The sequence below is a fragment of the Paenibacillus guangzhouensis genome (assembly GCF_009363075.1).
Lineage (GTDB): Bacteria > Bacillota > Bacilli > Paenibacillales > Paenibacillaceae > Paenibacillus_K > Paenibacillus_K guangzhouensis.
In genome coordinates this window covers 2,132,592-2,157,538 of record NZ_CP045293.1, presented here as the reverse complement: position 1 = coordinate 2,157,538, position 24,947 = coordinate 2,132,592, and the positions used below count along the sequence as shown (strand labels likewise).

19 protein-coding genes and 1 pseudogene are annotated in these 24,947 nt (G+C 42.2%); 17 read left to right on the top strand and 3 right to left on the bottom strand.

Annotation, left to right across the window (positions count from 1 at the left end):
- Positions 1 to 172: 172 nt before the first annotated feature.
- The gene (locus tag GCU39_RS09755) at positions 173 to 433 is read left to right on the top strand and encodes a hypothetical protein (protein ID WP_152393332.1); all 261 of its coding nucleotides are present in this window, start codon (positions 173 to 175) and stop codon (positions 431 to 433) included.
- A gap of 311 nt (positions 434 to 744) precedes the next feature.
- Complete coding sequence (locus GCU39_RS09750; RefSeq protein ID WP_152393331.1) at positions 745 to 1,197, top strand: DUF4279 domain-containing protein; 453 nt, start codon at positions 745 to 747, stop codon at positions 1,195 to 1,197.
- A gap of 151 nt (positions 1,198 to 1,348) precedes the next feature.
- Here the strand turns inward: GCU39_RS09750 and GCU39_RS09745 are convergent, their stop codons facing one another.
- Entirely contained in the window at positions 1,349 to 2,155 is an 807-nt protein-coding gene (locus tag GCU39_RS09745) for a Gfo/Idh/MocA family protein (protein WP_152393330.1), read from the bottom strand.
- A gap of 42 nt (positions 2,156 to 2,197) precedes the next feature.
- Positions 2,198 to 2,332 carry a hypothetical protein gene (locus GCU39_RS32260; RefSeq protein WP_265333509.1) on the bottom strand — a complete coding sequence of 45 codons (135 nt, stop codon included), beginning with the start codon at positions 2,330 to 2,332 and terminating at the stop codon, positions 2,198 to 2,200.
- Between the two features lie 502 nt (positions 2,333 to 2,834).
- On the opposite strand from GCU39_RS32260, the gene GCU39_RS09740 reads away from it, so the two are divergent.
- The 5 genes from GCU39_RS09740 to GCU39_RS09720 all read left to right on the top strand — a co-directional run bounded on the left by GCU39_RS09740 (position 2,835) and on the right by GCU39_RS09720 (position 10,956).
- Positions 2,835 to 3,386 carry a putative immunity protein gene (locus GCU39_RS09740; RefSeq protein ID WP_152393329.1) on the top strand — a complete coding sequence of 184 codons (552 nt, stop codon included), beginning with the start codon at positions 2,835 to 2,837 and terminating at the stop codon, positions 3,384 to 3,386.
- A gap of 1,442 nt (positions 3,387 to 4,828) precedes the next feature.
- Positions 4,829 to 7,273, top strand: a complete 2,445-nt coding sequence (locus GCU39_RS09735; protein ID WP_227793513.1) for a collagen-like protein — start codon at positions 4,829 to 4,831, stop codon at positions 7,271 to 7,273.
- Positions 7,274 to 7,424: 151 nt separating this feature from the next.
- Positions 7,425 to 8,513, top strand: coding sequence for a tetratricopeptide repeat-containing glycosyltransferase family 2 protein (locus GCU39_RS09730; protein WP_265333508.1), 1,089 nt, complete (start codon positions 7,425 to 7,427; stop codon positions 8,511 to 8,513).
- A complete protein-coding gene (locus GCU39_RS09725) occupies positions 8,506 to 10,086 on the top strand; it encodes a glycosyltransferase family 2 protein (RefSeq protein WP_152393327.1) in 1,581 nt (526 codons plus the stop codon). The genes GCU39_RS09730 and GCU39_RS09725 overlap by 8 nt, the downstream gene beginning before the upstream one ends.
- Positions 10,087 to 10,104: 18 nt before the next feature.
- Positions 10,105 to 10,956 (top strand): hypothetical protein, encoded by an 852-nt coding sequence (locus tag GCU39_RS09720; protein WP_152393326.1) that lies wholly within the window; start codon positions 10,105 to 10,107, stop codon positions 10,954 to 10,956.
- A 1,324-nt stretch (positions 10,957 to 12,280) separates the two neighbouring features.
- On the opposite strand, the gene GCU39_RS31920 is transcribed toward GCU39_RS09720, so the two are convergent.
- Positions 12,281 to 12,727: a glycosyltransferase family 2 protein gene (locus GCU39_RS31920; protein WP_227793512.1), complete on the bottom strand. Its 447-nt coding sequence runs from the start codon at positions 12,725 to 12,727 to the stop codon at positions 12,281 to 12,283.
- A gap of 333 nt (positions 12,728 to 13,060) precedes the next feature.
- Here GCU39_RS31920 and GCU39_RS09710 point away from each other — a divergent pair, with 333 nt between their 5' ends.
- The 10 genes and pseudogenes from GCU39_RS09710 (at position 13,061) to GCU39_RS09660 (ending at position 24,906) form a co-directional block, all read left to right on the top strand.
- Complete coding sequence (locus GCU39_RS09710) at positions 13,061 to 14,176, top strand: IS110 family RNA-guided transposase (protein ID WP_152393301.1); 1,116 nt, start codon at positions 13,061 to 13,063, stop codon at positions 14,174 to 14,176.
- A gap of 1,124 nt (positions 14,177 to 15,300) precedes the next feature.
- Entirely contained in the window at positions 15,301 to 15,501 is a 201-nt protein-coding gene (locus GCU39_RS09700) for a tautomerase family protein (RefSeq protein WP_152393324.1), read from the top strand.
- A 195-nt stretch (positions 15,502 to 15,696) separates the two neighbouring features.
- Positions 15,697 to 16,086, top strand: coding sequence for a hypothetical protein (locus GCU39_RS09695; protein ID WP_152393323.1), 390 nt, complete (start codon positions 15,697 to 15,699; stop codon positions 16,084 to 16,086).
- Between the two features lie 1,033 nt (positions 16,087 to 17,119).
- Positions 17,120 to 17,836, top strand: coding sequence for a lipoprotein BA_5634 family protein (locus tag GCU39_RS09690; protein WP_152393322.1), 717 nt, complete (start codon positions 17,120 to 17,122; stop codon positions 17,834 to 17,836).
- A gap of 49 nt (positions 17,837 to 17,885) precedes the next feature.
- On the top strand, positions 17,886 to 18,593 hold the full coding sequence (locus GCU39_RS09685; protein ID WP_152393321.1) for an ABC transporter ATP-binding protein: 708 nt from the start codon (positions 17,886 to 17,888) through the stop codon (positions 18,591 to 18,593).
- Between the two features lie 2 nt (positions 18,594 to 18,595).
- Positions 18,596 to 20,578 (top strand): ABC transporter permease, encoded by a 1,983-nt coding sequence (locus GCU39_RS09680; RefSeq protein WP_152397166.1) that lies wholly within the window; start codon positions 18,596 to 18,598, stop codon positions 20,576 to 20,578.
- A gap of 87 nt (positions 20,579 to 20,665) precedes the next feature.
- Positions 20,666 to 21,361 carry a response regulator transcription factor gene (locus GCU39_RS09675; RefSeq protein WP_152393320.1) on the top strand — a complete coding sequence of 232 codons (696 nt, stop codon included), beginning with the start codon at positions 20,666 to 20,668 and terminating at the stop codon, positions 21,359 to 21,361.
- Positions 21,362 to 21,365: 4 nt separating this feature from the next.
- Entirely contained in the window at positions 21,366 to 22,601 is a 1,236-nt protein-coding gene (locus GCU39_RS09670) for a sensor histidine kinase (RefSeq protein ID WP_193726969.1), read from the top strand.
- A gap of 431 nt (positions 22,602 to 23,032) precedes the next feature.
- On the top strand, positions 23,033 to 24,412 hold the full coding sequence (locus GCU39_RS09665) for an alpha/beta hydrolase family protein (RefSeq protein ID WP_152393318.1): 1,380 nt from the start codon (positions 23,033 to 23,035) through the stop codon (positions 24,410 to 24,412).
- Positions 24,413 to 24,513: 101 nt separating this feature from the next.
- Positions 24,514 to 24,906: pseudogene (locus GCU39_RS09660) on the top strand (Asp23/Gls24 family envelope stress response protein).
- Positions 24,907 to 24,947 lie beyond the last annotated feature (41 nt).

Genomic DNA, 24,947 nt, shown 5'->3' with positions numbered 1-24,947 from the left:
TCTGTAGTATTACGAGATGAATTGCTCCAAAGAAAAATGCTATTCAACTAAAGGGCAGGATAGTTGAAATGATTCGCGAATACCTTACATATATTATTTAGAATAAGAGGTTACCTGAAAGCCCAAAAATAATCAGACCTTCTGGAGAACTTATTAGGAGAGTGATAAATGAATGAGGAAGTATGCATTTACTCGACCTAGTCCTTCGCATGTAGTACCGAAAGTCATGATATATGAAACACAATCAAATGGAGTTTATGTTTTTCTCTATAAGTCTAAAGATGATATTCCATCACATAATGATTTTTGGTTTGATGAATTGATTGACGCAGAAAATTTTTGTAAGCAATATTTTGATATCAATAATAATGATTGGATTCAAATAGAAGATCCGCAAGAAGGATTCCAACATGATTTAATAAAACCCATTTGAAAAGAATTTTATGAAGAACTTAAAGCAAAAGGAGCAATTTTTGCTTCTGAGCTAAATAATTCGGAATCAGGTTGGAAAGAATTTATCGTTAGATTTGGATGGTTATAAGATTGGTTTTGGGGGCTAAACCATCAAATCTATTAATAAGTGCATCGGCTTAATGATTTGCATTAAACTAACGGGACACGATAGTTCAATGATGACACGACGGCAACCGACCAGAACGATCGGCTGCCGTCGCTGCGTTTACGGACACTTTAGTGTACAACCGCTATAATAGAGATTATTTGAGATTATTGGGGTGAATGAGAATGGATAAGACTAAAGTCATGGTGTACTTCAGTATGTTTGGTGAGGATTTTCCAGTGAATGAAGTTACACAATTACTGGGCATAGAACCAACCGATTCTCATAATAAAGGTGATGTTATTGCCAAAGAGGAAAATGCCAATGTGAAGAGTACCAAGGTGCATTACAGAAAAGAGACGGCTTGGAAACTTAGCACAGGCTATCAAGAATCCTATGATGTTAAAGAACAATTGGACCAAATATTAGAGCGATTGAAATATAAATCAGCGATTATTAACCAGTTAAAATTGAAGTATAAATTGGAATGCCTCTTTTCAATCGTAATAATTATGGAAAATGGATACACACCAGGTTTACATTTTGATAAAGAACAGATTGAATTCGCAAATAGTATAAAAGCTGAGTTTGATATTGATTTGTATGCAAACCCATATGAAAGCAATTTTAACATGTAAGTAGCGACATACACCTTTCAGCTAACGGGACATGATAGCACAACGAAGAACAGGCTGCCGAATATTATTCGGCAGCCTGTTCTCCTTACGGGCAGGATAATGCAGGAAATTTAAGAATAACCTATACAACGGGTCCCCCAAATACGACAGCTTACCCCTCGAACGGATAGACAAGCCCCCACTGCGCTCTTAAGGTATCCAGCGTCTCGGCGACCGCGATCGATTCGTCGAGCGTGATCAAGGCGTTCTCCTTCCGGCCTGCCCGCAAGTCTTCATGTACGGCTGTAAATTCATAGCCGAATCCTTCCCCAATCCGTTCATCCTTGATTGTGTCCTCAAGCCGATCCCCTATGATCAATCTGGCTTCTCTAGGGGACCAGAACCGCGGAACTTCAATATGGCCCTTGGTTCCGATGATGCGAACCTCTTGCGGTGTCGAAGTCGAGATGGAAGAGAAGAGCGAAGCCATCTGTCCGTTCTCATATTCCAGCAAGCATGCCATTCGGGCATCTACTCCAGTAGAAGTGGAGCGGGAACGACTGAGCACCTCGACGGGCTTGGAGCCGAAAACCATCGAGGCGTAGGAGACTGCGTAAACGCCGACATCGAGCAGACTGCCCCCGGCCATATCGGGATTGAACAGGCGCGATTGAGGGTTCTCCGCAGCAGAGAATCCGAAGTCCGCCGTTAAGTAATGCACGTCTCCGATGGCTCCGTCCGAAACCCATTGCATGACCTTGCGCGTTACCGGAAAGAATCGGGTCCACATCGCTTCCATAAGGTACGTTCCGGTTTTTCTCGCTTTCTCAACCATCTTCCGAACCTGCGCGGCATTCGGAGCGAACGGCTTCTCGCATAACACCGGCTTGCCTAATTCAAGTGCCAAACAAGCATGTTCCATATGGAGATGGTGCGGCGTGGCGACATAGATGGCATCCACTTCCGGGTTCCGGATCATGGCTTCGCAGTCGGTGTAAGCCTTTGCACCGTAAGGCAGCGCTCACTGCACCGCATTAGCTTCCGTACGGGAAAACACAGCGACCAATTTAGCATCGCTCAATTCCTTGAAGTCGTTCATAACCCGCTTCGTAATTCCGCCTGCTCCGATAAAACCCCAACCAATTACAGATTTCATGGACTCACTCCGTTCTCTCGCTTCTTCCGCCGACCCTCAGGGGCTCGGCCATAAGATTAATTTACCATGCCCCCGACAAGGAGGCTATCTTAACTTAAGCCGAATTCACCGATCATGGGTAAAATAAATTCAAAGCACATCTTCATTGTGTATTTAATCGGCTTAGTTACTTTGTGATTGTGAATTTCTTCGGCGATATACAAAGGGTAATCGATAGGGTTGCTAGTAATAAAGCACAGAAAGCAATGGGTTATTGGAATATAAGCGTCAAACCTAGCACACCTTCAACCTCTGAAAGATCCGTGAGAAGATATATGCAACCTAATAATAGGGGGGTGCCTTGTGAACCAAAAAAGAGAGCGGAATGAACGGCGTGATTTAACAAAGACAGATGCCCGATATGAGGTATCCATTTTTATATTTTGAAGTGGCTAGTTCTGAATCCATTGAATAAAGAACATATGTTATATATGATGAAAGTATTCATGGAAAGGATGATACTATGCCGAAAATTAAACGCAAAACCCTTGGCTATTCAGGCAAAGCATCAACGCTGATTTGCGAGCTACAGGATCTGATGGAAACCCAAAGTGAAGCGACTTTGCGCAAATGGTGTTTGGATTTTGCTGAACACAAGATTCTGGCAATATTTGAGAAACGTTGCCCTTGCGAAAACCGCCCGCGAAACGCTCTGCAAATGGCTCGCAACTGCCTCACCGGTAGCACAGATTTATTCGCGGTAAAGGATGTACTCATGAAGGATTGTGATGTCGCTGCCCGAGAATTGAACAGCGACCCCGCCGCTCAAGCAGCGGCACGCGCCATCGGTCAGGCAACGTCATCCATCCATATCCTGAACCACACGTTAGAAATGTTTTTTTACGCAGCGGCGGCAATTGCCTTTGACCGTGTTGGATTGAACGCGGAGAAAGACGTTTACGACAATATCACGGATGAAGTCTGCGCGGACTATACGGCGGACTTGCAAGCGATTGCTATTGTGAACGAAGCAAATCCCGCAAAAATTGTATGGAAAAAATGCCAACAGCGTTGAGCGAACATAAATCGAATAAGGCAAGCCACGAAAAGTGGCTGATTTTCAGGTCTATAAGAATGCGAGCAGCTGCGGGACGAGCCTTCCTGTTACCCCTCCTCGAACATATGTGCGAACTCCTTAAGGATCGCACCGTAACAGTGGTCGCAGACCATTGATGAGAAGACAATGAGAGAAACAGATAATGAAAGTAATGAAATAAAAATATTTTGTCCCGTAAGAAAGATATGAGCATTGCGCTAACGGAACACGATAGTATAATTTGAAGGTATCCATAATTTAGTGGTTGATTCTTGAGCTTTGAGGCTGGTTAGCAACCAGCGGTGATTAATGTGATAATTGAAATTGATGGTTTTTATGAGAATGTATTTCTCTTCGGTAAAACATGTTCTATTGTGGAATTAAGGCAGAAGCTTAAAATGGCCAAAAGCCATTGTACTAGCATGAGGGAATTCTCAACTGTTTTTTGCACCCTTTATCAATTTGAGCGTCTTCCTTCACCATATAGTAAAGGTGTACGAGCAGACTTCGTAATTGATACCGACACTGGACGCATTTATGTACCAAGGCATTAAGCTAACGGGACACGATAGCTTAATAAATATACAAAAACGCAGCTTCCGGTATAGATTGGCAGCCGCGATCTGCTAACGGGTAGTTTACGCTATGCCTCTTGGGGAATGGAACTCAATTTTAACTTTTCGACTCCGATGCACTTTTTGTATGGATTGAACTTAAGAAACTTAAAGATAATCACAAAAAACATGATCTACTATATTAGCTAGATCATGTATCTTAACTGATAGGAGGTTGGGCCACCTATATTAAAGTATGCAGTTTATTGGTAATACGATACTCAAAATTGAACATATTAATATAAGTCCCGCTTTATTCTATAACCCTAATACCCGTTGTACATCCTCTAATTTGGTCCATGTGATTTATAGAACTCTTTTCTATGCTCCATATTACTCCATTAGGCCTGCATACCTTTCATCTTCGAAGATAACAGCAAGTTAAAATTCTCTTGATGAAGACCACTAATGTAATAAAAGTGTTCTTAACTTTGATTACCCTAATCCAATCAGGGATTCGCTTATCTAATGATTGATGTTGCTTCCTTCTTCCTTCGAGATCTTGGGCAACTTGATTCAGTAACTGTTTGCACTCCTGCAGATTACCAACGATATTACAACGCGGCCAAAAGGCTTGTATGTAAATCAAAAAAATGAAAATGCACAAGTACATGTTCCATCTGAGATCTACCGCACATAAGATATGGGAGTCGGTATATATCATTAATGTGATTAAACATTGCACGACTATAGCTTAACTTTCTTTTGTTAGATAGGGGAGTGTTTATGGTCGTCATAAAATATTATCCTTTAAATGCACTACCTTCTTGTCTAATACCACCGAAAGGTTGCCGAAGCATTTTCCCCGTGTTACATCCACCGATAATTACAGGAGCTACAGGTCCAACTGGTGCAACAGGTGCAGTAGGGGCTACTGGGGCCACAGGTGCCACAGGAGTAACAGGAGTAACCGGATCGACAGGAGCAACAGGAGTAACAGGTACAACCGGAGCAACAGGGGTTACTGGAGCCATAGGAGCTACAGGAATAACGGGTGCAACAGGAGTTACAGGTACAACCGGAGCAACAGGGGCTACTGGAACCATAGGAGCAACGGGAGTAACAGGTGCTACCGGAGCAACAGGAGCTGCAGGAGTAACAGGAGCTACAGGATCGACAGGTGCTACCGGGGCACAAGGGGCTACTGGAACCATAGGAGCAACGGGAGTAACAGGTGCTACCGGAGTAACAGGAGCTACAGGTGCTACCGGGGAAACTGGAGCCACAGGTGCCACAGGAGCAACAGGAGCAACAGGGGCTACTGGAGCCATAGGAGCAACGGGAGTAACAGGAGCTGCAGGAGTAACAGGAGTTACAGGAGCTACAGGTTCTACAGGAATAGCGGGTGCAACAGGAGCTACCGGGGTAACAGGGGCAACAGGGGCAACAGGTGCTACCGGAGCAACAGGAGCTGCAGGAGTAACAGGAGCTGCAGGAGTAACAGGAGCTACAGGATCGACAGGTGCTACCGGGGCAACTGGAGCCACAGGTGCCACAGGTGCAACAGGAACAACAGGGGCTACCGGATCAACGGGAGTAACGGGTGCAACAGGTGCAACCGGAGCTACAGGAGCTGCAGGAGTAACAGGAGCTACAGGTGCTACCGGAACAACAGGTGCTACCGGAGTAACAGGAGCTGCAGGAGTAACAGGAGCTACAGGATCGACAGGTGCTACCGGGGCAACTGGAGCCACAGGAGCCACAGGAGCCACAGGAGCCACAGGAGCAACGGGTGCAACCGGAGCAACGGGTGCAACCGGATCGACAGGTGCAACAGGAACAACAGGAACAACAGGGGCTACCGGATCAACGGGAGTAACGGGTGCAACCGGAGCTACAGGAGCTGCAGGAGTAACAGGAGCTACAGGTGCAACCGGAACAACAGGTGCAACCGGAGCTACAGGCGCTACAGGAATAACGGGTGCTACAGGTGCTATCGGGGCAACAGGGGCTACTGGAGCCACAGGAGCAACGGGTGCAACCGGAGCTACAGGTTCTACAGGAATAGCGGGTGCTACAGGTGCAACCGGAGCAACAGGAGCTACAGGAGTAACAGGAGCTACAGGATCGACAGGTGCTACCGGGGCACAAGGGGCTACAGGTGCCACAGGAGCAACGGGTGCAACCGGAGCTACAGGTGCAACAGGAACAACAGGGGCTACCGGATCAACGGGTGCAACAGGTGCAACCGGAGCTACAGGAGCTGCAGGAGTAACAGGAGCTACAGGTGCTACCGGAACAACAGGTGCAACCGGAGCTACAGGAGCTACAGGAATAACGGGTGCTACAGGTGCAACCGGGGCAACAGGGGCTACTGGAGCCACAGGAGCAACGGGTGCAACCGGAGCTACAGGTTCTACAGGAATAACGGGTGCAACAGGTGCAACCGGAGCAACAGGAGCTACAGGAGTAACAGGAGCTACAGGATCGACAGGTGCTACCGGGGCACAAGGGGCTACAGGTGCCACAGGAGCAACGGGTGCAACCGGAGCTACAGGTGCAACAGGAACAACAGGGGCTACCGGATCAACGGGTGCAACAGGTGCAACCGGAGCTACAGGAGCTGCAGGAGTAACAGGAGCTACTGGAGCCACAGGAGCAACGGGTGCAACCGGAGCTACAGGTTCTACAGGAATAACGGGTGCAACAGGTGCAACCGGAGCAACAGGGGCTACTGGAGCCACAGGAGCAACGGGTGCAACCGGAGCTACAGGTTCTACAGGAATAACGGGTGCAACAGGTGCAACCGGAGCAACAGGAGCTACAGGAGTAACAGGAGCTACAGGTGCTACCGGGGCAACTGGAGCCACAGGAGCAACGGGTGCAACCGGAGCTACAGGTGCAACAGGAGCCACAGGAGGACCCTTCCTACAATTACAAGTATCTGAGAATACACCAAATACATCGGGAAGTTCAGCCATCCCGTTGAGTGCTGTCGCAACGACATTAAAAACCATTACAATAACGGGAGTTCCTGCGGGAAGTCGTGTTTGGTTAACCGGAATTGTTGGATGGGAGTCAACGGCGGGTACTACAGCAATTCAACTACAACTCCTCCGTGGGGCGACTCTAATTTTTAGCATCAATCAGCATGCAGTTGGAAATAACACATTTGAGGCAACCAATGTTGAGCACGTTGATCTAACCCCTGGAACCGGAAATGTTACGTATTCTTTTAATGCGGTGGCGTTAGTCGGTTCAGCAAATGCAATTGGAGCAATCACTTTTATAGGATCTTTGCTACAGCCTTAGGCAATAAGCGGCTAATCCTTTGCGGATTAGTCGCTTTTTATTTCTAAGGTGAAACGTTTGTTGAAATAAAGGAATAATGAAGGTTCACATGGGCTCCCCCCATGAATATACCTGTTATGAGGTGAGTAATTTGATATCCATTGTTCTTTGTATGATTGTAAAAAACGAAGAGGATAGTATCGATCGATGCTTGAGCTCTGTTCAGGATATCGTTGATGAAATCATTATTGTAGATACAGGATCGACCGACGAGACCAAGGATATTGTACGTAAGTATACGGATCAAGTTTTCGATTTCGAATGGATAGACGACTTTGCAGCAGCACGCAATTTTGCTTTCAGCTGCGGCTCAAAAGACTATATTTTATGGTTGGATGCGGATGACATTTTAAAGAATGAAGACCGTCAGAAATTCATGACCCTAAAAGGGGGGCTCGATCCATCCGTTGATTCTGTTACGATGGATTATCATTTAGCTTTCGATGAATTTGGAAATGTGACTTCAAGCGTTAGACGCAATCGACTTGTTAAAAGGGTCAATAATTTTCGATGGATTGGTGCCGTTCACGAATACCTCGAAGTTTGGGGGAACATTTTAAATAGCGATGTTGCTATTACGCACAGCAGCCTCCATCATGATAGCAATAGAAATCTTAGAATTTACGAAAGCCGGTTGCTCCGTGGCGAAGATTTTTCGCCAAGAGATTTATATTACTATGCAAATGAACTCGTTGATCACCGGATGTATGAACAAGCGATAGTTTATTACGATAAATTTCTGGCCACGGGAAAGGGGTGGATCGAAGATAATATTTCTTCCTGCGGGAAGCTAGCAGACTGTTATCACGAGCTCGGTAATCAGGAACAGGAGCTGGCATCTTCTTTGCGCTCCTTTCAATATGGTAGTCCTCGAGCCGAATTTTGTTGCCGTTTGGGATTTCATTTCTTGCAGAAGGAGGACATTCGAACAGCGATATTCTGGTATAGATTGGCTACCCAACTTGAACAGTCAGGTGACAACTGGGGGTTTTTCAATCCTGTATGCTCGACTTGGTTGCCCCATCTACAACTTTGCGTATGTTATGACCGAATGGGTGAATACGAGTTAGCTCACTATCATAATGAGATTGTTCGCAAATATCGGCCGACTGACCCATGCGTATTGCATAATAAAACGTATTTGGAATCCGTATTAGACAACCATGATAAGGTAGAAGCCGGAGGGGATCGGCATGAATAACAAGGCACGTGTGTTAATTGGGAGTCCCGTCCATCAAAAACCAGCCATTCTGCGCGAATTTTTAACCTCTTTGCATCGTTTAAGACAGGAACATATGGAGTTCGGATATTTCTATATTGACGACAACCCGGGCGAGCAGGCAAGTGAAATGCTGCGAGACTTCGCTAAGTCAGTGGACCGTGTTACGGTGCTGAAATCCGGGCAATTGGATGAATATTACCGTAATGAAACCACGCATTTTTGGAACGAGCATCTTATTTGGAAAGTGGCAGAGTTTAAAAATACTATGATCCAGCACGCTATTGATGAACAGTACGATTATTTGTTTCTAGTCGATTCTGATTTGTTGCTGCATCCCGGAACGGTTGAACAATTGGTTGCTGCGGGAAAAGATATCATATCGGAAATTTTTTGGACCTCATGGCAATCAGATTCTGCACCTCAGCCTCAAGTATGGCTTCGAGACGAGTACACGCAGTGGGAACAGCAACGCGGAGAGAACTTAAGCGATGAAGAAATCGCCGTCCGCTACGATCAGTTTATTACAAAATTAAAAATTCCAGGGGTATATGAGGTAGGAGGGCTAGGGGCTTGTACGCTTATCAGTCGCTCAGCGTTAGTAGCCGGAGTGAATTTCAAACCTATTAAGAACCTTTCCTTTTGGGGTGAAGATCGTCACTTCTGTGTTCGTGCTGTAGCAATCGGGTTTTCCTTATATGTTGATACCCATTTTCCAGCGTATCATATTTATCGGGAATCAGACCTGGACAAGGCAGAAAGGTCCAAATACGAGGCTAGTGAACATGCCATCACACCGGATATAGGCTTCTTCTCGGAAAGCAATGGTCAAAAGACAGCCCCTTCTATCCAACGAGTAAGGAATAAATTAACATTGACGATGGTGGTCAAGAACGAGGAAAAGCGGTTCTTGAGACAAATACTGGAGGAACACCGGAAATATATCGATGAGGCGGTGATTATCGATGACTGCAGCGAAGATAACACGATTGACGTTTGCCTGGACGCGCTGAAGGGGATACCCGTCAGGTTGGTAAGGAATGACGTGTCTAAGTTCAACAACGAAGTCGATTTACGTAAGCAACAATGGGAGGAAACGGTGAAAACAGATCCTGATTGGATTTTGAATCTCGACGCGGATGAAACTTTTGAGCGCCAGTTTGCCAATAAGGTTCATCACCTGTTACAGCAAAATGAAGTCGACGTTTTTTGCTTCCGGCTCTTCGATTTTTGGAACGAAACCCATTACAGGGAAGACCAGCTCTGGCGTTCTCACTTGACGTATCGACCATTTTTGCTTCGTTACCGTCCTGATTTTATATACAAATGGAGAGAGACACCGCAGCATTGTGGACGGATCCCTGAGAATGTATTCGAACTTTCTCACCGTCTATCGGAGCTTCGATTGAAACACTTTGGATGGTCTAAACCTGAAGATCGTCTTGATAAATATCAAAGATATCTGTTGCTGGATCCGGAAGCGAAATATGGATGGAAGGAGCAGTATCTATCCATTTTGGATGACACACCGAACCTGATTCCATGGGTCGAATAAGAGGAGGAGACGTTCGTTATGAAGATTGTTCATACCTTGCCTTTATTGATTCGTGGCGAATTTTCTTATGATGACGATCTCAGGATGGCTAAGACATGTTTTGAAAGTTTACGGATGTCGGATGACTGTCTCGTTGTTGTATATAATCAAGGGTGTTTTAGCAATGAAGACCTAAGGGAAATTCTAACTTCTTACGACTTACAGGCTGTAATTCTCGGCCACGGCGAGAATGTTGGAATCGCACAGGGGAGACAAACCTGTTTTGAATACATTTGGGAGCATCATGGTGACGTAGAGTATATCTCAGAAATTCATCTTGATATGGTGTTTCCTCCACAATGGCATGTGCCGCTAGTTGATTATTTAGTCAGCACCGATGAACCAATGATTTCCCCAGGAATCGTGACGATATACGGTGTACTGCAACCTTTCAACGATGAAATAGCTATTCCTGATAACACTGAAGCATTAATTGCAATGCTGAGTGATTTGAATCGTGAAGAAACACGAGAGGGATTTGTCCATCCGGTTGTTCATAAAGCGAGCGTTTTACGAGAAATTGGAGGGTATGATACCCGATTTTTGAAGGGTAAACAGGGTTACGAGGACGATAGTTTACTCCTGGGTTATTTGTATTATATGGGGACTCGAACGAACTGGAAGCCGAAGTGTTATCTGAAATCTTGGGTGTATCATGCTACGATGGCGCAGCGAATGGCCCTTCCCGATAAGCATTTAGAATTTGCCTTAAACAAAGAGGGGTTAATTCGCCAGTATGGTGCATACGGCTTGAAGAGATTATCGACCATACATCGAAACCCTTCAGCATTCGAAACTCTTCTTCAAGAGACTTTACAACAGTACCGTTAGGAGTGGTGGCTAGTTGGATGTACAAAAAGCAGTTTAGGATCGACTCTGGTTGGAGAAGCATCGTATGCGTGAGATTCATTAAGTCAGGTCATTTTTGAGACGATTTGCTTTAGGCAATCTACAAGGGAAAAAGGATTTAGAGGCGGATCAGGAAGAGTAATGATACTTACAGAAATGGCACGGGCAACTAAAAAGGGAGGAACCATTCTAGTATTGACGCCCTATTCGAAATGACAAGCTTGCTAATGTTGTTTTTACTTGTGATCCGACTGTCACTACATCCACCTCCTTATTGCACATACCACACTAATTTATCCTTTTTAGAGGAATATATTCTTTTGTAGCAATCATCTACTGATCGCATATATTAAAAATGGGTCTCCCCTTCGAAGCATAGAAAACCTTATATGTAGCCATCAAAAATGCATGAACTACGCGCCCATGCATTTTTGATGTGTTGATAGTAATTTGAACATCAAGGTGAATCGTTTTATATAGGTTAGGGAAAGCTTTGTTTTGGGATGTTACGCAGGCTAAGCAGCGTTTCATATCACAAAATGAGGAGTGAAAGAAATGGCTAAAAACAACGACCCTAATCGAAACGATGATTCTGGTGTAGGTGCCGAAGAGGCAGTAGGGTCTGTGGGTGGCGGTGCCATGGGGGCAGTAGTCGGTTCGGCTTTGGGTCCTGTGGAAACCGTTATAGGTGGTATCGTAGGTGCTTAGCTGGGCAATAAAGTAGGCGATACCGTTGATAATAATGGAACTGAACAAGATAAACAGGACTAGTTCCATTATTTAGTGTAGGAAATCAGGGTGCAGGGGAAATCTGCACCCTTTACGGCGTCTTGAAGATGTGAAAGATAATATCGATGCTTTCTCATATTGCAAGCAAATTAAGCTAAATAAGGACGTACATAGCAGCAAACGAGATATTAGATAAAAGTAGAACGAACAAGTAGTTCAAAAAGATTAAAAGATTTGCAGGTGCTTTTTCGCGTTCGGCAACTAGAGAAAATTGCTGTACTTCGTGCTTGGCTGAATCAGGAGTCCTAATTAATCTTTCGCGTAGCAATTTTCCTGAATTGATCTGCTTTTCCCAAAATGCAACTCCCCTTTAGTAAGTAGGTATCACTACCTTTCCATGTATGAGATTTTTTATTTTTCCTTCTAATTTGCACATAATTATACGGATTTGGCGCATATATTTTATACCCTTTAGCCCGACATCTATTTAAAAATGAGACATCTTCTCCTAATGACAGATGAGGAAAACGTACTCGATCGAAAACACGTCTTTTAAATAAGATCGTCCCTCCGGCAATTAAACTAACGAACTTATTTTGTTGTTTGGGAAAGCGAAGGATGAGCAGCTTTTCTGCTTCGAGATACGCAAGATATGCCGTTTTCCTACAATATTAGCGTTAGATTGATGCAAAACCTTCATTTGTCCGGATAAATAATATGGTGAGTAGAAATCGTCATCATCAAACTTTGTGATGAACGGGTATTTCGTTTTACTTACAGCAAAATTAAGGCATCTACCTAAAGATTCTTTTTCAGGTATCTTATAGACGGAGACATTTTTATATTTCTGAGCAATTTTTTGATATTTAGCTAATTCCACGTTTTCTTTATTCAAGATAATAATCAGTTCTTTTACCGGATAACGCTGATTATTGTAATTCTTAAGAATATTATAGAAGAAATGTGGGCGGTTAGTGCTTGTTATAATAGATACCCCTTGTAACCCATTAGATGCCCGACTCATCTCACTCACCTCCAAGTCAATCATTAACGGTATATGTTCAACCGATTAATTGTGCTTGTTTGTTACTGTATATAAAGAGTTTTCTACTGGACGCGACGACTCTTTCTCTACTTTACAAAATAAGACTAATGTCCGGCGCTTGGCCTTAAGCTAACGGGACACGGTAGTTGAATAAACAAGTCATTAATGAGCAGGCTGCCGAGCCTGCTCATTTCTATAAGGCTAGCTATGATGAACGTAAAGCAGCCCCGTATTTGCTTAGTATCGTAGGTTAAAAATGGAGAGTAGGAGTACAAACCATTTCAGAGCTACAAAGCAAAAGGAGCTGTTACTATGCAGTATGTCACAAAGTTTATCGGTTTAGATGTATCAAAGGAAAAAATTTCAGTAGCCATTGCAGATCCAGGCCGTGAACTCCCACGTTACTATGGCACTATTGCGCATACCCCTGGCGCTCTTCGAAAATTAATAAAAGAATTAGGGCCCGCGGACTCTCTTGCATTCTGCTACGAGGCAGGCCCTACAGGCTACGAAACGCAGCGTTGGATCGAATCTATGGGTGCGAGCTGCATTGTCATTGCACCCTCTCTCATGCCAAAACGTCCGGGTGACCATGTCAAAACAGATCGTCGGGATTCAGAGCAGCTTGCTCGTCTTTTTCGTGCTGGCGAGTTGACGGCTATTCATGTACCAACACGTGATGACGAAGCGCTGCGGGACCTTGTTCGTTCCCGCGAAGCTGCTAGGGAGGATGCGCATCGTGCTCGTCAACGGATACTTAAATTTCTGTTGCGGCACCAGATTCATCCACCAGAGTCAATTCAACGACGCTGGACAAAGAAGTATCGCGTCTGGCTCGCAGCGCTAACATTCCAGCACGAAGCTATGGAAGTTGTCTTTACGGAAATGCTTCATGCACTCGAAGAGATCGAGCATCGGATCGGTCGATTAGAAAATGCACTTCTCCAACAAGCTACGACAGGCGCGAAGTCCTCCGTAATTCAGATTCTGCAATCACTACGCGGTGTTGCGCATATAACAGCGATTACAATTGCTGCAGAAATCGGATCATTCGAGAGATTTCGTTCGCCTACGCAACTCATGGCTTATTTAGGACTTGTTCCTCGTGAATATTCGTCAGGTCAGACAACACGAAGAGGCTCTATGACTAAAGCAGGGAATGGACATTTGCGACGTACGCTAGTGGAGTCGGCTTGGAGCTACCGGCACCGGCCTGCTGTTAAAGGAGATCTTGCCAAGCGATTGGAAGGACTGCCTGCCGAAGTACAGTTACTGTCATGGAAAGCGCAAGAAAGATTGCACAATAAATACCGTCGACTTGTATTCGGAAAAAGCAAACATAAAAATGTTGCCATCGGCGCCGTTGCGCGAGAATTAGTCGGATTTATTTGGGCTGTTGCTCGAATTGCAGAGCAAGGAAGATCGTGAAGTTTAAACACGATAACATACCAAAGCACTGAGACTCTAAGGAAAAACACCGGAACATTAGGCCCGGGAGTAAACGAAGGTTCGGGAGAGAACATACGAGCGCCCGTTTGCACTAGGATAAATAATCCGAATGTGCGTTGCTAGCTAGTAAAAGCTCTCCTTGACGAAGGCATAGAATGTGGTAACCAACCCACGGATAGCAGCGTGCCGACCGTCGCTCGCTTATTTACTCTCGCGCTTAGTGTTTCGGTGAAGACATTTGATTAGTAAATACGTGGATTTGACAAAAACGTTCATAGCAACGGGCAGGATAATTAACTATAAATGTTCTTTACCTATATATTGATATGTTTAGTTAGTATCATTAAAACAACAAAGGGTTTTACATAAATGGGAATTATTTATATATCTCTTGATATTGAAAGGAGTTCTTATGGCTAAGACGAAACGCGGTAAAGGCTTGTGGAAAACACCTTCTAGAGGTAGAGGTACCTGTCCGATTTGCCTCTCGACTAGAATAAAGTTACTTTATTCTGCGACTAACTCGGACGGAAAGCTATTGACAGTCTGCAAGAAATGCAGCTCAGTAAACGCGAAAACCGCTGATAAAGCTGTTTCGACAGAGAGTTTAGGATTTCGAGGAAAGCTACGTAGAGAGTTGAATCGACAAACGCAAACTGTATAGAAAGTGCTTTCGAAAAGTGGGCATTCCAACTCAATTTGAAATGGAATGCCCACATACTGTTTGTTAGAACCTGAATACCCTAACATGTGACTCATGGACAATCCAAATATGCGGTAGTGTTAGGATGGCTATTTTATTTTGAGGAATATATGGATAAAATCATATTACCTAAAGTAAAGATACAATGTGGCTTTCTTATTTTGGAATGAATTGATGATGGGATTGTCTAAAGAACAATTAGACTATAACAATAACACTATCCCGGATAAGGTTAGGGACAAATAAAGGATTGAACTAACGGGACACGATACTTGTACGCTGCTGTGGAGCAGCCGTTATTACGTTAACGGGCAGATTAGCGTGGTGAATTTAAAACTATTTCCACTTATTTCCGTATATAATTAAGTAGTCCAAATATATTGTGTAAGGAGGGGCCACAATGCCGTATATAAATCTCCAAATAACGAAGGGTGCTAGTAGGGAGCAAAAGGCTCAAATCGTTAAAGAATTTACTCAGACCCTTGTCAATGTACTTGGCAAGGAACCTGAACATACCCATATTGTTATTCAAGAAATTGATGAAGAAAATTGGGGGTTCAGCGGTGTTTTGACAGACGATTTTCGAAGGAGTAAGTCTTAAGTTATTACGTTAACGGGACACGATAGTGCAATACGCAACGGCAAAGGCAGCGATCACTTAGATCAGCTGCCTTTCTCAACTAACGGGCAGGTTAATGCAGCAATACGGTCTGATCGAGAATTTATGTTACTTGGGTGATTGTCTAGGTCCAATACATTACGCCCTCCATATGATAGTTCGAGGGAGTGATATAATTTGGCGAAAAAAACACCGCCGATAACCATTGGAGCGAATAGTATTGCAAAGATTGGGAATCGTTTTTTTCTAATTGTTGAGGTGGAGGCAAAAGCACCTGGAGTTGAAATTGATCCAGTATTCGGTGTTCGAACGACTGCAAAACAAGCAGCAAGTCTCATAAAAGCAGGTGTTATGCGTACGATATTTAAAAAATTTCCTCCAATACCGAGTAGTACTAAAAAAGTAGAGTTAAAAGGCGTACTGTTCGCTAATGGTCGAATTTTTTCGGTATTTGACGTTGAAAACACGACTGATGTTTCTGTACTTGTAAGAATCAACCGTGAACAAGCAAATAGGCTTATTCGCGGTGGTGCTCGCATCATCAAAGTTGTAAGGAAGCCATTTTAAGCTAAATATAGACTCCATAGAACTGGACCATTAATCAGGGTGGTTAGGCTAATGGAGTCTTCTTTTGTCGGATGAAGAACTTGATATCATTCCGACTAATGATAAGAACTTTATTACATTCCCGATATGATCATCTTGTCAGCAGCCGACATGATGATCAGTCGCCGTTTTCATTGAAGTATAGGTAGGGTAGTTTAATACTTATTGGACTTTTTAACACTTTCTGTGTTGATGGATATTCTAAAAATATATAATCCACAATAGAGAGATAGGATTGATGACTAATGCAGAGTAATAAATAGTCGATAAGATTTATTGTTGATTAAGCTAACGGGACACGATAGTTGAACAGAGCGAGGAGCAGTTTGTTACGGCAGCTGCTCCTTGATTTTCAGGAGTTTGGCAAGATGCTATCTGACGAGGTTGTCGGAAGAGTCGTTCCTATTGAAGGAGTGATGATTAAATATCCAGGGGGGCGGATTACTGCGGTAGCTGCTCCCTGTTTTCTTTGAAGTAACGGGCAGGATATAGTTGAAGATTAAGTCGTGGATAATAGAGAGAAAAATATACAGTGAATGAAACCGTTTATATTCTTGAAACGGTCTCCATTGTTTTCCACTCATTAATACATGAATATTCTTTCAGTGTCTATAAAAAATGCCATCCAAGTAACTGATGACAAAGCAATGCAGCCTTCCGAGGTAGGCTTCGTAGAACTGTCTGTACAGCTTCTACAGATCCTACCTTCAGACATATAATTCTTCTAAAATAAAAAACGAAGGAACACCTATTGTCATTTTTGATAAGAAAAGCTGAGCGAAGCTTGCACATATCTTTTACGAGAGAACTCCTTGTCACGGTATGTATATATTTGATAATTTTTAGATCTGTAAAAAATTATCTTGTCCTCTGTAGCTATTATTCTTACTAAAAAGTAAGATAAAAAGTCCAAGTGTTAGATAAGAGTCATTAACTTATCAAGAGTAGTTGTATATAATCCAGACATCAAGCGTTTTTAAAAGGAGCAGTCAGAATGAAGAAATTGATAGTTTTCACGTTGGTTATCGTTATTTTTGCAGGTATTGGATTTGGAGTAAAACGCTTTATAGAAGGACCATCGCAATCGGCGAATGGAATTTTGGTCATCGCATCTGATCAAGATTTGAATAAAGTCAAAGCGTTGTACAAAGATAGAAGCAAAGAAATAATCGACTACAAACTGAAACTGGTTACAACAAAAAAAGTAAGCAAATTATCAGACCGAGATCAGAAAGAAACGGATCAAGAAAATGAAGCACGATATATAAAGTACTCCGTTATTACTCGTTCTACTGCTGAGCAATTCATCAAAAAGGGGATTATTAGAGCCAGACAAAATCCTGGAAGCATGTCTATTATTTCAGACCCCGTTACCGCTATCAAAGAACTAACGAATGGCCAAAATCTGTTATTTGCTTTATTTGACGAAACCGAGAATAACCAAATCGATTTGAATGGTCAGATGGTGCCAGTACAGTATGTGAAACATCAGGCGTGGATCGGATATAGTCCAACTATGGATCTTGTTATTGTTGACGACCAAACTTACAACATAATAAAGGAAGCAGAGTCAACGATCTCATTGATTCATTTTCAAAAAGACAGTTTCGATTATAAAGATAAAGAAAAGGTGAATAAGCTTTTAGAGAAAATCAGAAGTGTCTATCAGGATAGCAAAGACAAAGTAAACTTTGTAGATGTACAAGAATAAGAGCTTAAGAGTAAGTGGTTGAACTTTATGTAATGAGGTGGGTAATAGGATGGAAGTTGTACGATTGGAAAATGTAGTGAAAAGTTATGGTGAAGGCAATAGCAGGGTAGATGCATTAAAAGGGATTAATCTTTCGATTCAGCAAGGAGAATTTGTCTCCATTGTAGGTGTGTCCGGTTCCGGCAAAAGTACACTGTTGCATATATTAGGAGGGCTGGATCGGCCAACTTCAGGACAAGTATTCATTGGGGAAAATAATATTTACGATTATTCGGATAATGAGCTTTCGATATTCAGAAGAAGAAAAGTAGGATTTATTTTTCAGTTTTTTAATTTGATTCCCGTATTGAATGTCCAGGAGAATATTGCATTGCCTATGTTATTAGATGATGAACGTGTAGATATGACGTATCTCGATGAAATCATTGAAACCTTGGGGCTTCATGAACGAAAGACTCATCTGCCTTCAGAACTATCTGGCGGACAACAGCAACGGGTCTCCATTGGTAGGGCGCTTATCAATCATCCACATTTGATACTGGCCGATGAACCCACAGGTAACCTAGATACGAAAAATACAAAGGAAGTCATGGATTTATTACGATTGACAGCTAAGAAATACAATCAAACCATTGTGTTAATTACGCATGATTTAGCGATTGCATCAGCTTCCGATCGGGTCATTACGATTGAAGATGGTAGCATTATTTCAGATCAACGGCTAGCTGCGAATAAGTCATTGACTGGAGGAGAATGATGTTGATCGATAGTTATAAACAACTAAGCAGCCGGTATTTAAAAGGAAATATCAAACGAACCATCTTGACCTTAGTTGGAATCGTACTCTCTGTAGCGTTAATATCTACGATCGGCCTGTTTATGAAAGGATCGCAGCTTTCCCAAATCGAAAACATCAAAAAGCGTAATGGCTTTTCGTTTCATGTCGACATATCGAATTACGATGAAGCGATATTGAATAAAATTAAATACAATCCACAAATCATAACGTATGGATTGATGTCACAAGGCAAAACCATTTCGCTCGAAAACGTTGCTGTACAAATGAATTTCGCTGATCAACATGCAATGGAGTTTTTAACCTATAGTCTTCTGAATGGTCATTTACCTAACAATGAGCATGAAGCAGCAGTCGATTCATGGACGCTTCCTTATATCAATAAAAATCTTAAGCTCGGTGATTCATTTCAATTGAATGGAGAAACATATAAACTGGTTGGTTTATTGGACAATCGCGAGTTTACACAGAAGAGTAAAGTGGGCCGATTATTAACCTATAAACGTGATTTTGCCATTGGGGAAGGCCGGATCTTAATTGAGATCAACCAAAAGGCGAACTTTAATGAAGTATTAGACGAGATAAAATCATTTACTAGATCTGAGAAATTGGTAATCAATGAAGAATTGATCAGAGTGTTGAAACCGGAGTCGAATAGCTCGATTTTGGCCATGCTCGTCATCGTCGTTAGTATAGTTGTGGTCGCGACAGCTGTGGTTATTTACAACGCCTTTCAAATCAGCGTTGTTGAGCGGATGAAGCAGTTTGGATTGCTCCGAAGCATCGGCGCTACGCGCAAGCAGATCCGACAGATCGTCATGAGGGAAGCTTCTGTGCTAGCTGTTATCGCCATCCCGATTGGGATAGTGTGCAGCATCTTGGCTCTTGCTGCTCTACAGTTTATTTTCATTATGTTACTAGAATCAGGTACAAGTGTCTCGTTCTTTTACATTGACTGGCAGATTATATTAATCAGTTCACTCATTACCCTCTCAGCGGTGATGGCGTCCAGTTATTATCCTGCTTTTTTTGCGGGTAGAATATCTCCCTTGCTGGCAATCAGCAGCAGGTTATCAATAAGAAAAGAATCGATCAAAAAACAAAAAAAAACAGTGCTGAAAAAGCCGGTTTCTTTTCCATTGACCCTGGCCTTGAAAAATGTAAAAAGAAATAAAAATCGATATACCATTACCATCTTATCGATCATTATAAGCAGTGTATTGTTTATTACGTTCTCATCGATCATGAATATCGCCTTTGGAACCAAGTATGTGAACAATGAATCGACGAGATCGGATCTAACCATCTATCTGCAACAAGATCATCCTGTTAATTCCATAGATAACGAAACCATCTTGGAGCAATTGAAGTCGCTAGGGAATGTCTCTGAAGTTAACGAACAGGAATTCAGTTATCAAGTCAAATTGAAGGATATTAATCAATCTAGTGAAACAGTTACCGATATCCAGCAGACTGTGGGAACAAAGCACTCGATTACAACCGTTAATCACCTAGACGAGAATAAAACAAGGAAAGAATCCGCGCTCATTATAAAAGTACTGGTCTATGGTTTTATTGCGGTTATTGCTCTAATAGGCAGTCTAAATATCATCAATACGATTACGATTAGCATCATCATCAGACGCAAAGAACTGGCTGCATTAAAATCCATAGGCATGTCGCAAAAAGATCTGAAAAAAATGATTATTTATGAAGCGCTCATATACGGTGTGTCTGGAAGCTTACAAGGGATCTTTTTCGGATGTATACTTTCCTATATAATATATGTGGCTGCTTCCGGTATCTTGAAGCTTGAATGGACGATCCCTTATGTGGCATGTGTCATTACGTTTTCTGCCGCATTGTTCATCAGTTATGTATCCGTTCTGATTCCACTGCGTAAAATCCAACAGGATAATATCATTGATGTGATCAGGGAAGATTAATACCGAGAGCCTGGCTATGTGAATAGTCAGGCTATTCTGATTTATTGCCTATGGCTGAAATAGAAAGAGGAGAAGGAGGGTCACACGTTGAGCAACATATTGCTTGTTGAAGATGATGAAGCTCTTGGACTAGCCATCGAATTTTCGCTAAAAAACGAGGGATATGAGGTGGTCAAAGCCTCTAGTGTTAAAGAAGCAAAGCATCAGTTCGAACATCAACCTTTTGATTTAATTGTTCTAGATATCGGCCTTCCAGATGGAAATGGCTATGATTTATGCTTACATTTCAAAAAACAAAGCGACACATCGGTTATATTCTTAACCGCCCTGGATGAAGAAGCGAATGTGGTCATGGGACTGGATATTGGAGGGGATGATTATATTACGAAACCCTTTCGCGTGAAGGAACTCATGTCCAGAGTGAAAGTGCAATTGCGCAAGCAAGCGCGTCTCGAAAATTCTACTATGATCTTTACATCTGAAAATATAAAAATTGATATGAATCTAGTCAAGGTATATAAAAATCATGAAAACATTCCAATAACGAATTTAGAATATAAACTTCTTCTCACATTCATGATGAACGCTCACAAAGCACTGAAAAGAGATGAACTCCTTCAAGATATAACAGGAGGAGATGAGGTTTTCTTTGATGAGAATACGTTATCTGTATATATTAGGCGTTTACGAAATAAAATTGAAGATGATCCCAAAAATCCGCAGTTCATTGTAACACAAAGAGGATTGGGCTACTGCTGGAGTAAGGATGTGAGCAGAAAGTAAGATGATGAAAAATACCGAGTTGAAAGGCTACATCGCGATACTAGCCGTTCTGTTAGCGTTATTTACCGTTTATCAATTCATTACACAACAACTGTTCTACAATCAATTGAAAAGTGATTCAATAACAACTTGGGGGGAAATTACTGCAAGATTGGTAGAGCAAAACCCCGAGAATGAAACGGAAATTATGAAAGTCTTAACGGCCCATTCTACTGATTCAATTCAGTATCAAGAAAAAGGGAGACAGATTCTAAGACAGTTTGGATTGTATGAAGAACTAAAGTCGCAATTGTTTCCTTTACACAATAACCATATTGTTCGCCATAATCTATTTTTATATTGGGGATTGTTTGGTTTCGGAACAATTCTGCTATTGGTAAGCTACATGCAGCACAAGAGGATTTTCAATAATATTAGACAGCTGAACTCAGCCGCCAAGAAAATAATGGATGGGGATTATTCGGTTGTGATCAATGAAAACAAAGAAGGGGATCTCGCTAAACTGGTGGTATCATTTCGTTCGATGAAAGATATTATTCGAAAAAGTATGCAAGATTTACGTGAAGAGAGAGAATTTTTAGTACAAATGCTACAGGATATATCCCATCAATTAAAAACGCCGCTTTCAACGATCTCCATCTATAATGAAATGATGTTGAATGAAAGTATGCCGCGCCAACAGCAAGTTCAATTATTGCAACATAACGATGTGCAAATCTCTAGAATGCATCTTTTGATTCAAAATTTGTTGAAGATAGCTAAAATCGATGCAAGAGCCATTTTATTTGAGAAAGAACCGGCCAATTTGGTGGAGACCATTGAGGATGCGTTAGTTCGCTTGGACAACATGATTACGAATCGTAATATTTCGATAGACTGGAATGCTCCGAAGGATGTAATCGTTACTCATGATAAACTATGGATGCAAGAAGCCGTATTGAACTTGCTGAAGAATGCGATTGAACATTCCGAATCCGGAGATGAGATTAAAATTACAATCGAAGATACACCGATTTATTCGGAACTCATAATTCAAGATTTTGGAGAAGGAATTGCTGCAGAGGAATTGCCGCATATATTTAATCGATTCTACAAAGCAAGAGGTTCAAAAAAGTATGATTCGGTAGGAATTGGTTTGGCATTAGCTTATTCTATTATTGAAGCACATCAAGCACTGATTAAGGTGGAAAGTAAATTAAAAGCCTACACCAAATTTACAATTACCTTCATAAAATTTTAAATTGTAAAAGAATATGAGCAGCGGTTCGAAGCTGATATTCCTGCGTTGCTTTTTTATTATCTTTATCTTTTAAATCATAAGTGAGGAGTCATTCATTTATCCAAAGATAACGTACATGCAAGGCATGAGGCATGTCGCTCAATGAGGCGAATTTTCGAAAAATGATTAAGTTCGAAATATAGCAAATCCATTCATAAAAACTAAGAAGTACGAGAACTATCTGTTTTTCTTCTTCTTAGTTTTCTGTATTGGTAAACTTCACATAAAGCTATTTTATGATATAATCAATTCTTGGTACCAAAAAAACTTTTACGGTACTTAAAGTTCATGGAAATTATGTAGAGGAGAAGACGAATGGCATTAACTTTAATTTGTTTCTTAAATAACGACATACCTTTGATAATGAAAATGCAGAAAGGTGGGAGCATCCGATGAGATTTTGGGAAGTAGGATTAATATTTATTAATTTCGTTCTTTTGGGATGGACACTATTTTCAGGTTGTAAGACTAAACGATGGTTGGTCGTCACCTTGGCGGTAGCCTATGGTGTGCTTATCATACAGCTTATTACTGAAGGCTTTCGTTGGCAGATGATTCCGGCTTATTTGTCCTCAGTTATATTGACAATATGCTATTTATTGGCCAGTAGGAAAGAGAGTCCTAGAAGCAGATTTACAATCACAGTTCGTACTTTACTGCTTGTTATTTATTTGTCTGTATCGGTCACGATGCCTGCACTCATGCCTGTATCATTATTCAATAAACCGAACGGACCATTTATGGTCGGCACGATGCTGTATCATTGGGTTGATGATCGAAGGGAGGAACTTTTTACTAAAGATCCGAACGACCGGCGTGAGCTAATGGTACAGGTTTATTATCCTGCAGGTGATAGTGGCGAGGGAAATCGCGAGCCATTTATCCGCAACGCTCATGAGATCGCAAAGGGCGTAGAAGAAGATTTGTCCGTCCCGGCCTTCGTACTAGGCCATCTAAATTTGGTGAAATCGAATGCAATCACAGAAGCCCGGCTATCAGACTCCGAGAGTCGTTATCCCGTATTGATCTTCTCTCACGGTTTAAATGGTTTTCGCAATCAGAACACATTTGAGGTTGAGGAGTTAGCAAGTCAAGGTTATATCGTCTTATGCATTGATCATGCCTATGATGCAGCTGCTACAGTATATCCAGACGGTCGTACCGCATACTTTCAGTCAACCAATATGTCTGATATTTCCGAAAGAGATCGGCATATCAAATTATGGCAGGAAGATACCGCTTTTGTGTTAGATCAAGTGGAGAAACTTAACCGAGGCGATGAAGACAACCGCTTTATAGGAAGGATTGACACCTCTCGAATCGGAATGTTTGGCCATTCTTATGGTGGAGCTACCGCTGCGCAAATGCTTGTGGAAGACACCCGCATCAAAGCAGCCATTAATATGGACGGACTGTTATATGGCTCAAATGTGCCAGATACAGGAATCGGCAAACCATATCTGTCAATGAGTGCAGAGATACTCGATGATCCCCTTGAAGATCCCATGCTAATAAAAGTCCGAAATGAACGTGCTCTTGCCGGTGGTGGCATGTCGATGGTCATCCCTCACACTGATCATATGAGCTTCACTGATTTTCATTTGATCTCACCTTTATTGCGAAGCCCAGGCGAAGATCCACGTTCAGTTCATCGTATCGTTAACGAATTCAGTCTTGCTTTCTTTGATCATTATGTGAAACAGACAGGCGACAGCTCATCCTTAGAAAGGCTGGCTCTAAAATACCCGGAAGTTAATTTTAAAGTGAACTGACGATGGTTTTTCCAAAATATTTAGGTTTTGAGGGTTTAGCCATCAAAACACATTTGGAGTCAGGGGGTTAAAAACCGGGAGTGACAGAAAGGGAAATAACTATGGTTGAGACACAATTGAACAAGCAAGGAGGGAGCATTCAGATATCCGATGATGTCGTTGCCACAATAGCTGGCCTTGCTGCGCTTGAAACTCCAGGGATTGCTGCTATGTCAGGTGGACTATCGGATGACTGTATGAAGGTGTTGAGTGGAAGAACATGCAAAAGGGTGTGTCCGTCGTGAGTTTGAAGTCGTTATAGACTTGCGAGTTATTGTCGTGTACGGTATGTAAATTCATGAAGTGTGTCATAAATTATAGCTAAACATCCGTGAGGCGGTTCAAAAAATGACAGGACTTGCGCTATAGAGATTAATGTAAAGGTAGAGGGAATTTCTATCAAAGATGAAGAGTCGAAGGAAATTCGACGGATCAGCAGGTTGGTACTTATATGAAAACATGCAACATCGATTATTACTAACATGTGAACACCAAA

Coding starts and splice junctions, on each gene's coding strand:
- GCU39_RS09755 (WP_152393332.1), top strand. CDS start 173: ATGAGGAAGTATGCATTTACTCGACCTAGTCCTTCGCATGTAGTACCG.
- GCU39_RS09750 (WP_152393331.1), top strand. CDS start 745: ATGGATAAGACTAAAGTCATGGTGTACTTCAGTATGTTTGGTGAGGAT.
- GCU39_RS09745 (WP_152393330.1), bottom strand. CDS start 2,155: ATGATCCGGAACCCGGAAGTGGATGCCATCTATGTCGCCACGCCGCAC.
- GCU39_RS32260 (WP_265333509.1), bottom strand. CDS start 2,332: ATGAAATCTGTAATTGGTTGGGGTTTTATCGGAGCAGGCGGAATTACG.
- GCU39_RS09740 (WP_152393329.1), top strand. CDS start 2,835: ATGCCGAAAATTAAACGCAAAACCCTTGGCTATTCAGGCAAAGCATCA.
- GCU39_RS09730 (WP_265333508.1), top strand. CDS start 7,425: ATGATTGTAAAAAACGAAGAGGATAGTATCGATCGATGCTTGAGCTCT.
- GCU39_RS09725 (WP_152393327.1), top strand. CDS start 8,506: ATGAATAACAAGGCACGTGTGTTAATTGGGAGTCCCGTCCATCAAAAA.
- GCU39_RS09720 (WP_152393326.1), top strand. CDS start 10,105: ATGAAGATTGTTCATACCTTGCCTTTATTGATTCGTGGCGAATTTTCT.
- GCU39_RS31920 (WP_227793512.1), bottom strand. CDS start 12,727: ATGAGTCGGGCATCTAATGGGTTACAAGGGGTATCTATTATAACAAGC.
- GCU39_RS09710 (WP_152393301.1), top strand. CDS start 13,061: ATGCAGTATGTCACAAAGTTTATCGGTTTAGATGTATCAAAGGAAAAA.
- GCU39_RS09700 (WP_152393324.1), top strand. CDS start 15,301: ATGCCGTATATAAATCTCCAAATAACGAAGGGTGCTAGTAGGGAGCAA.
- GCU39_RS09690 (WP_152393322.1), top strand. CDS start 17,120: ATGAAGAAATTGATAGTTTTCACGTTGGTTATCGTTATTTTTGCAGGT.
- GCU39_RS09685 (WP_152393321.1), top strand. CDS start 17,886: ATGGAAGTTGTACGATTGGAAAATGTAGTGAAAAGTTATGGTGAAGGC.
- GCU39_RS09670 (WP_193726969.1), top strand. CDS start 21,366: ATGAAAAATACCGAGTTGAAAGGCTACATCGCGATACTAGCCGTTCTG.
- GCU39_RS09665 (WP_152393318.1), top strand. CDS start 23,033: ATGAGATTTTGGGAAGTAGGATTAATATTTATTAATTTCGTTCTTTTG.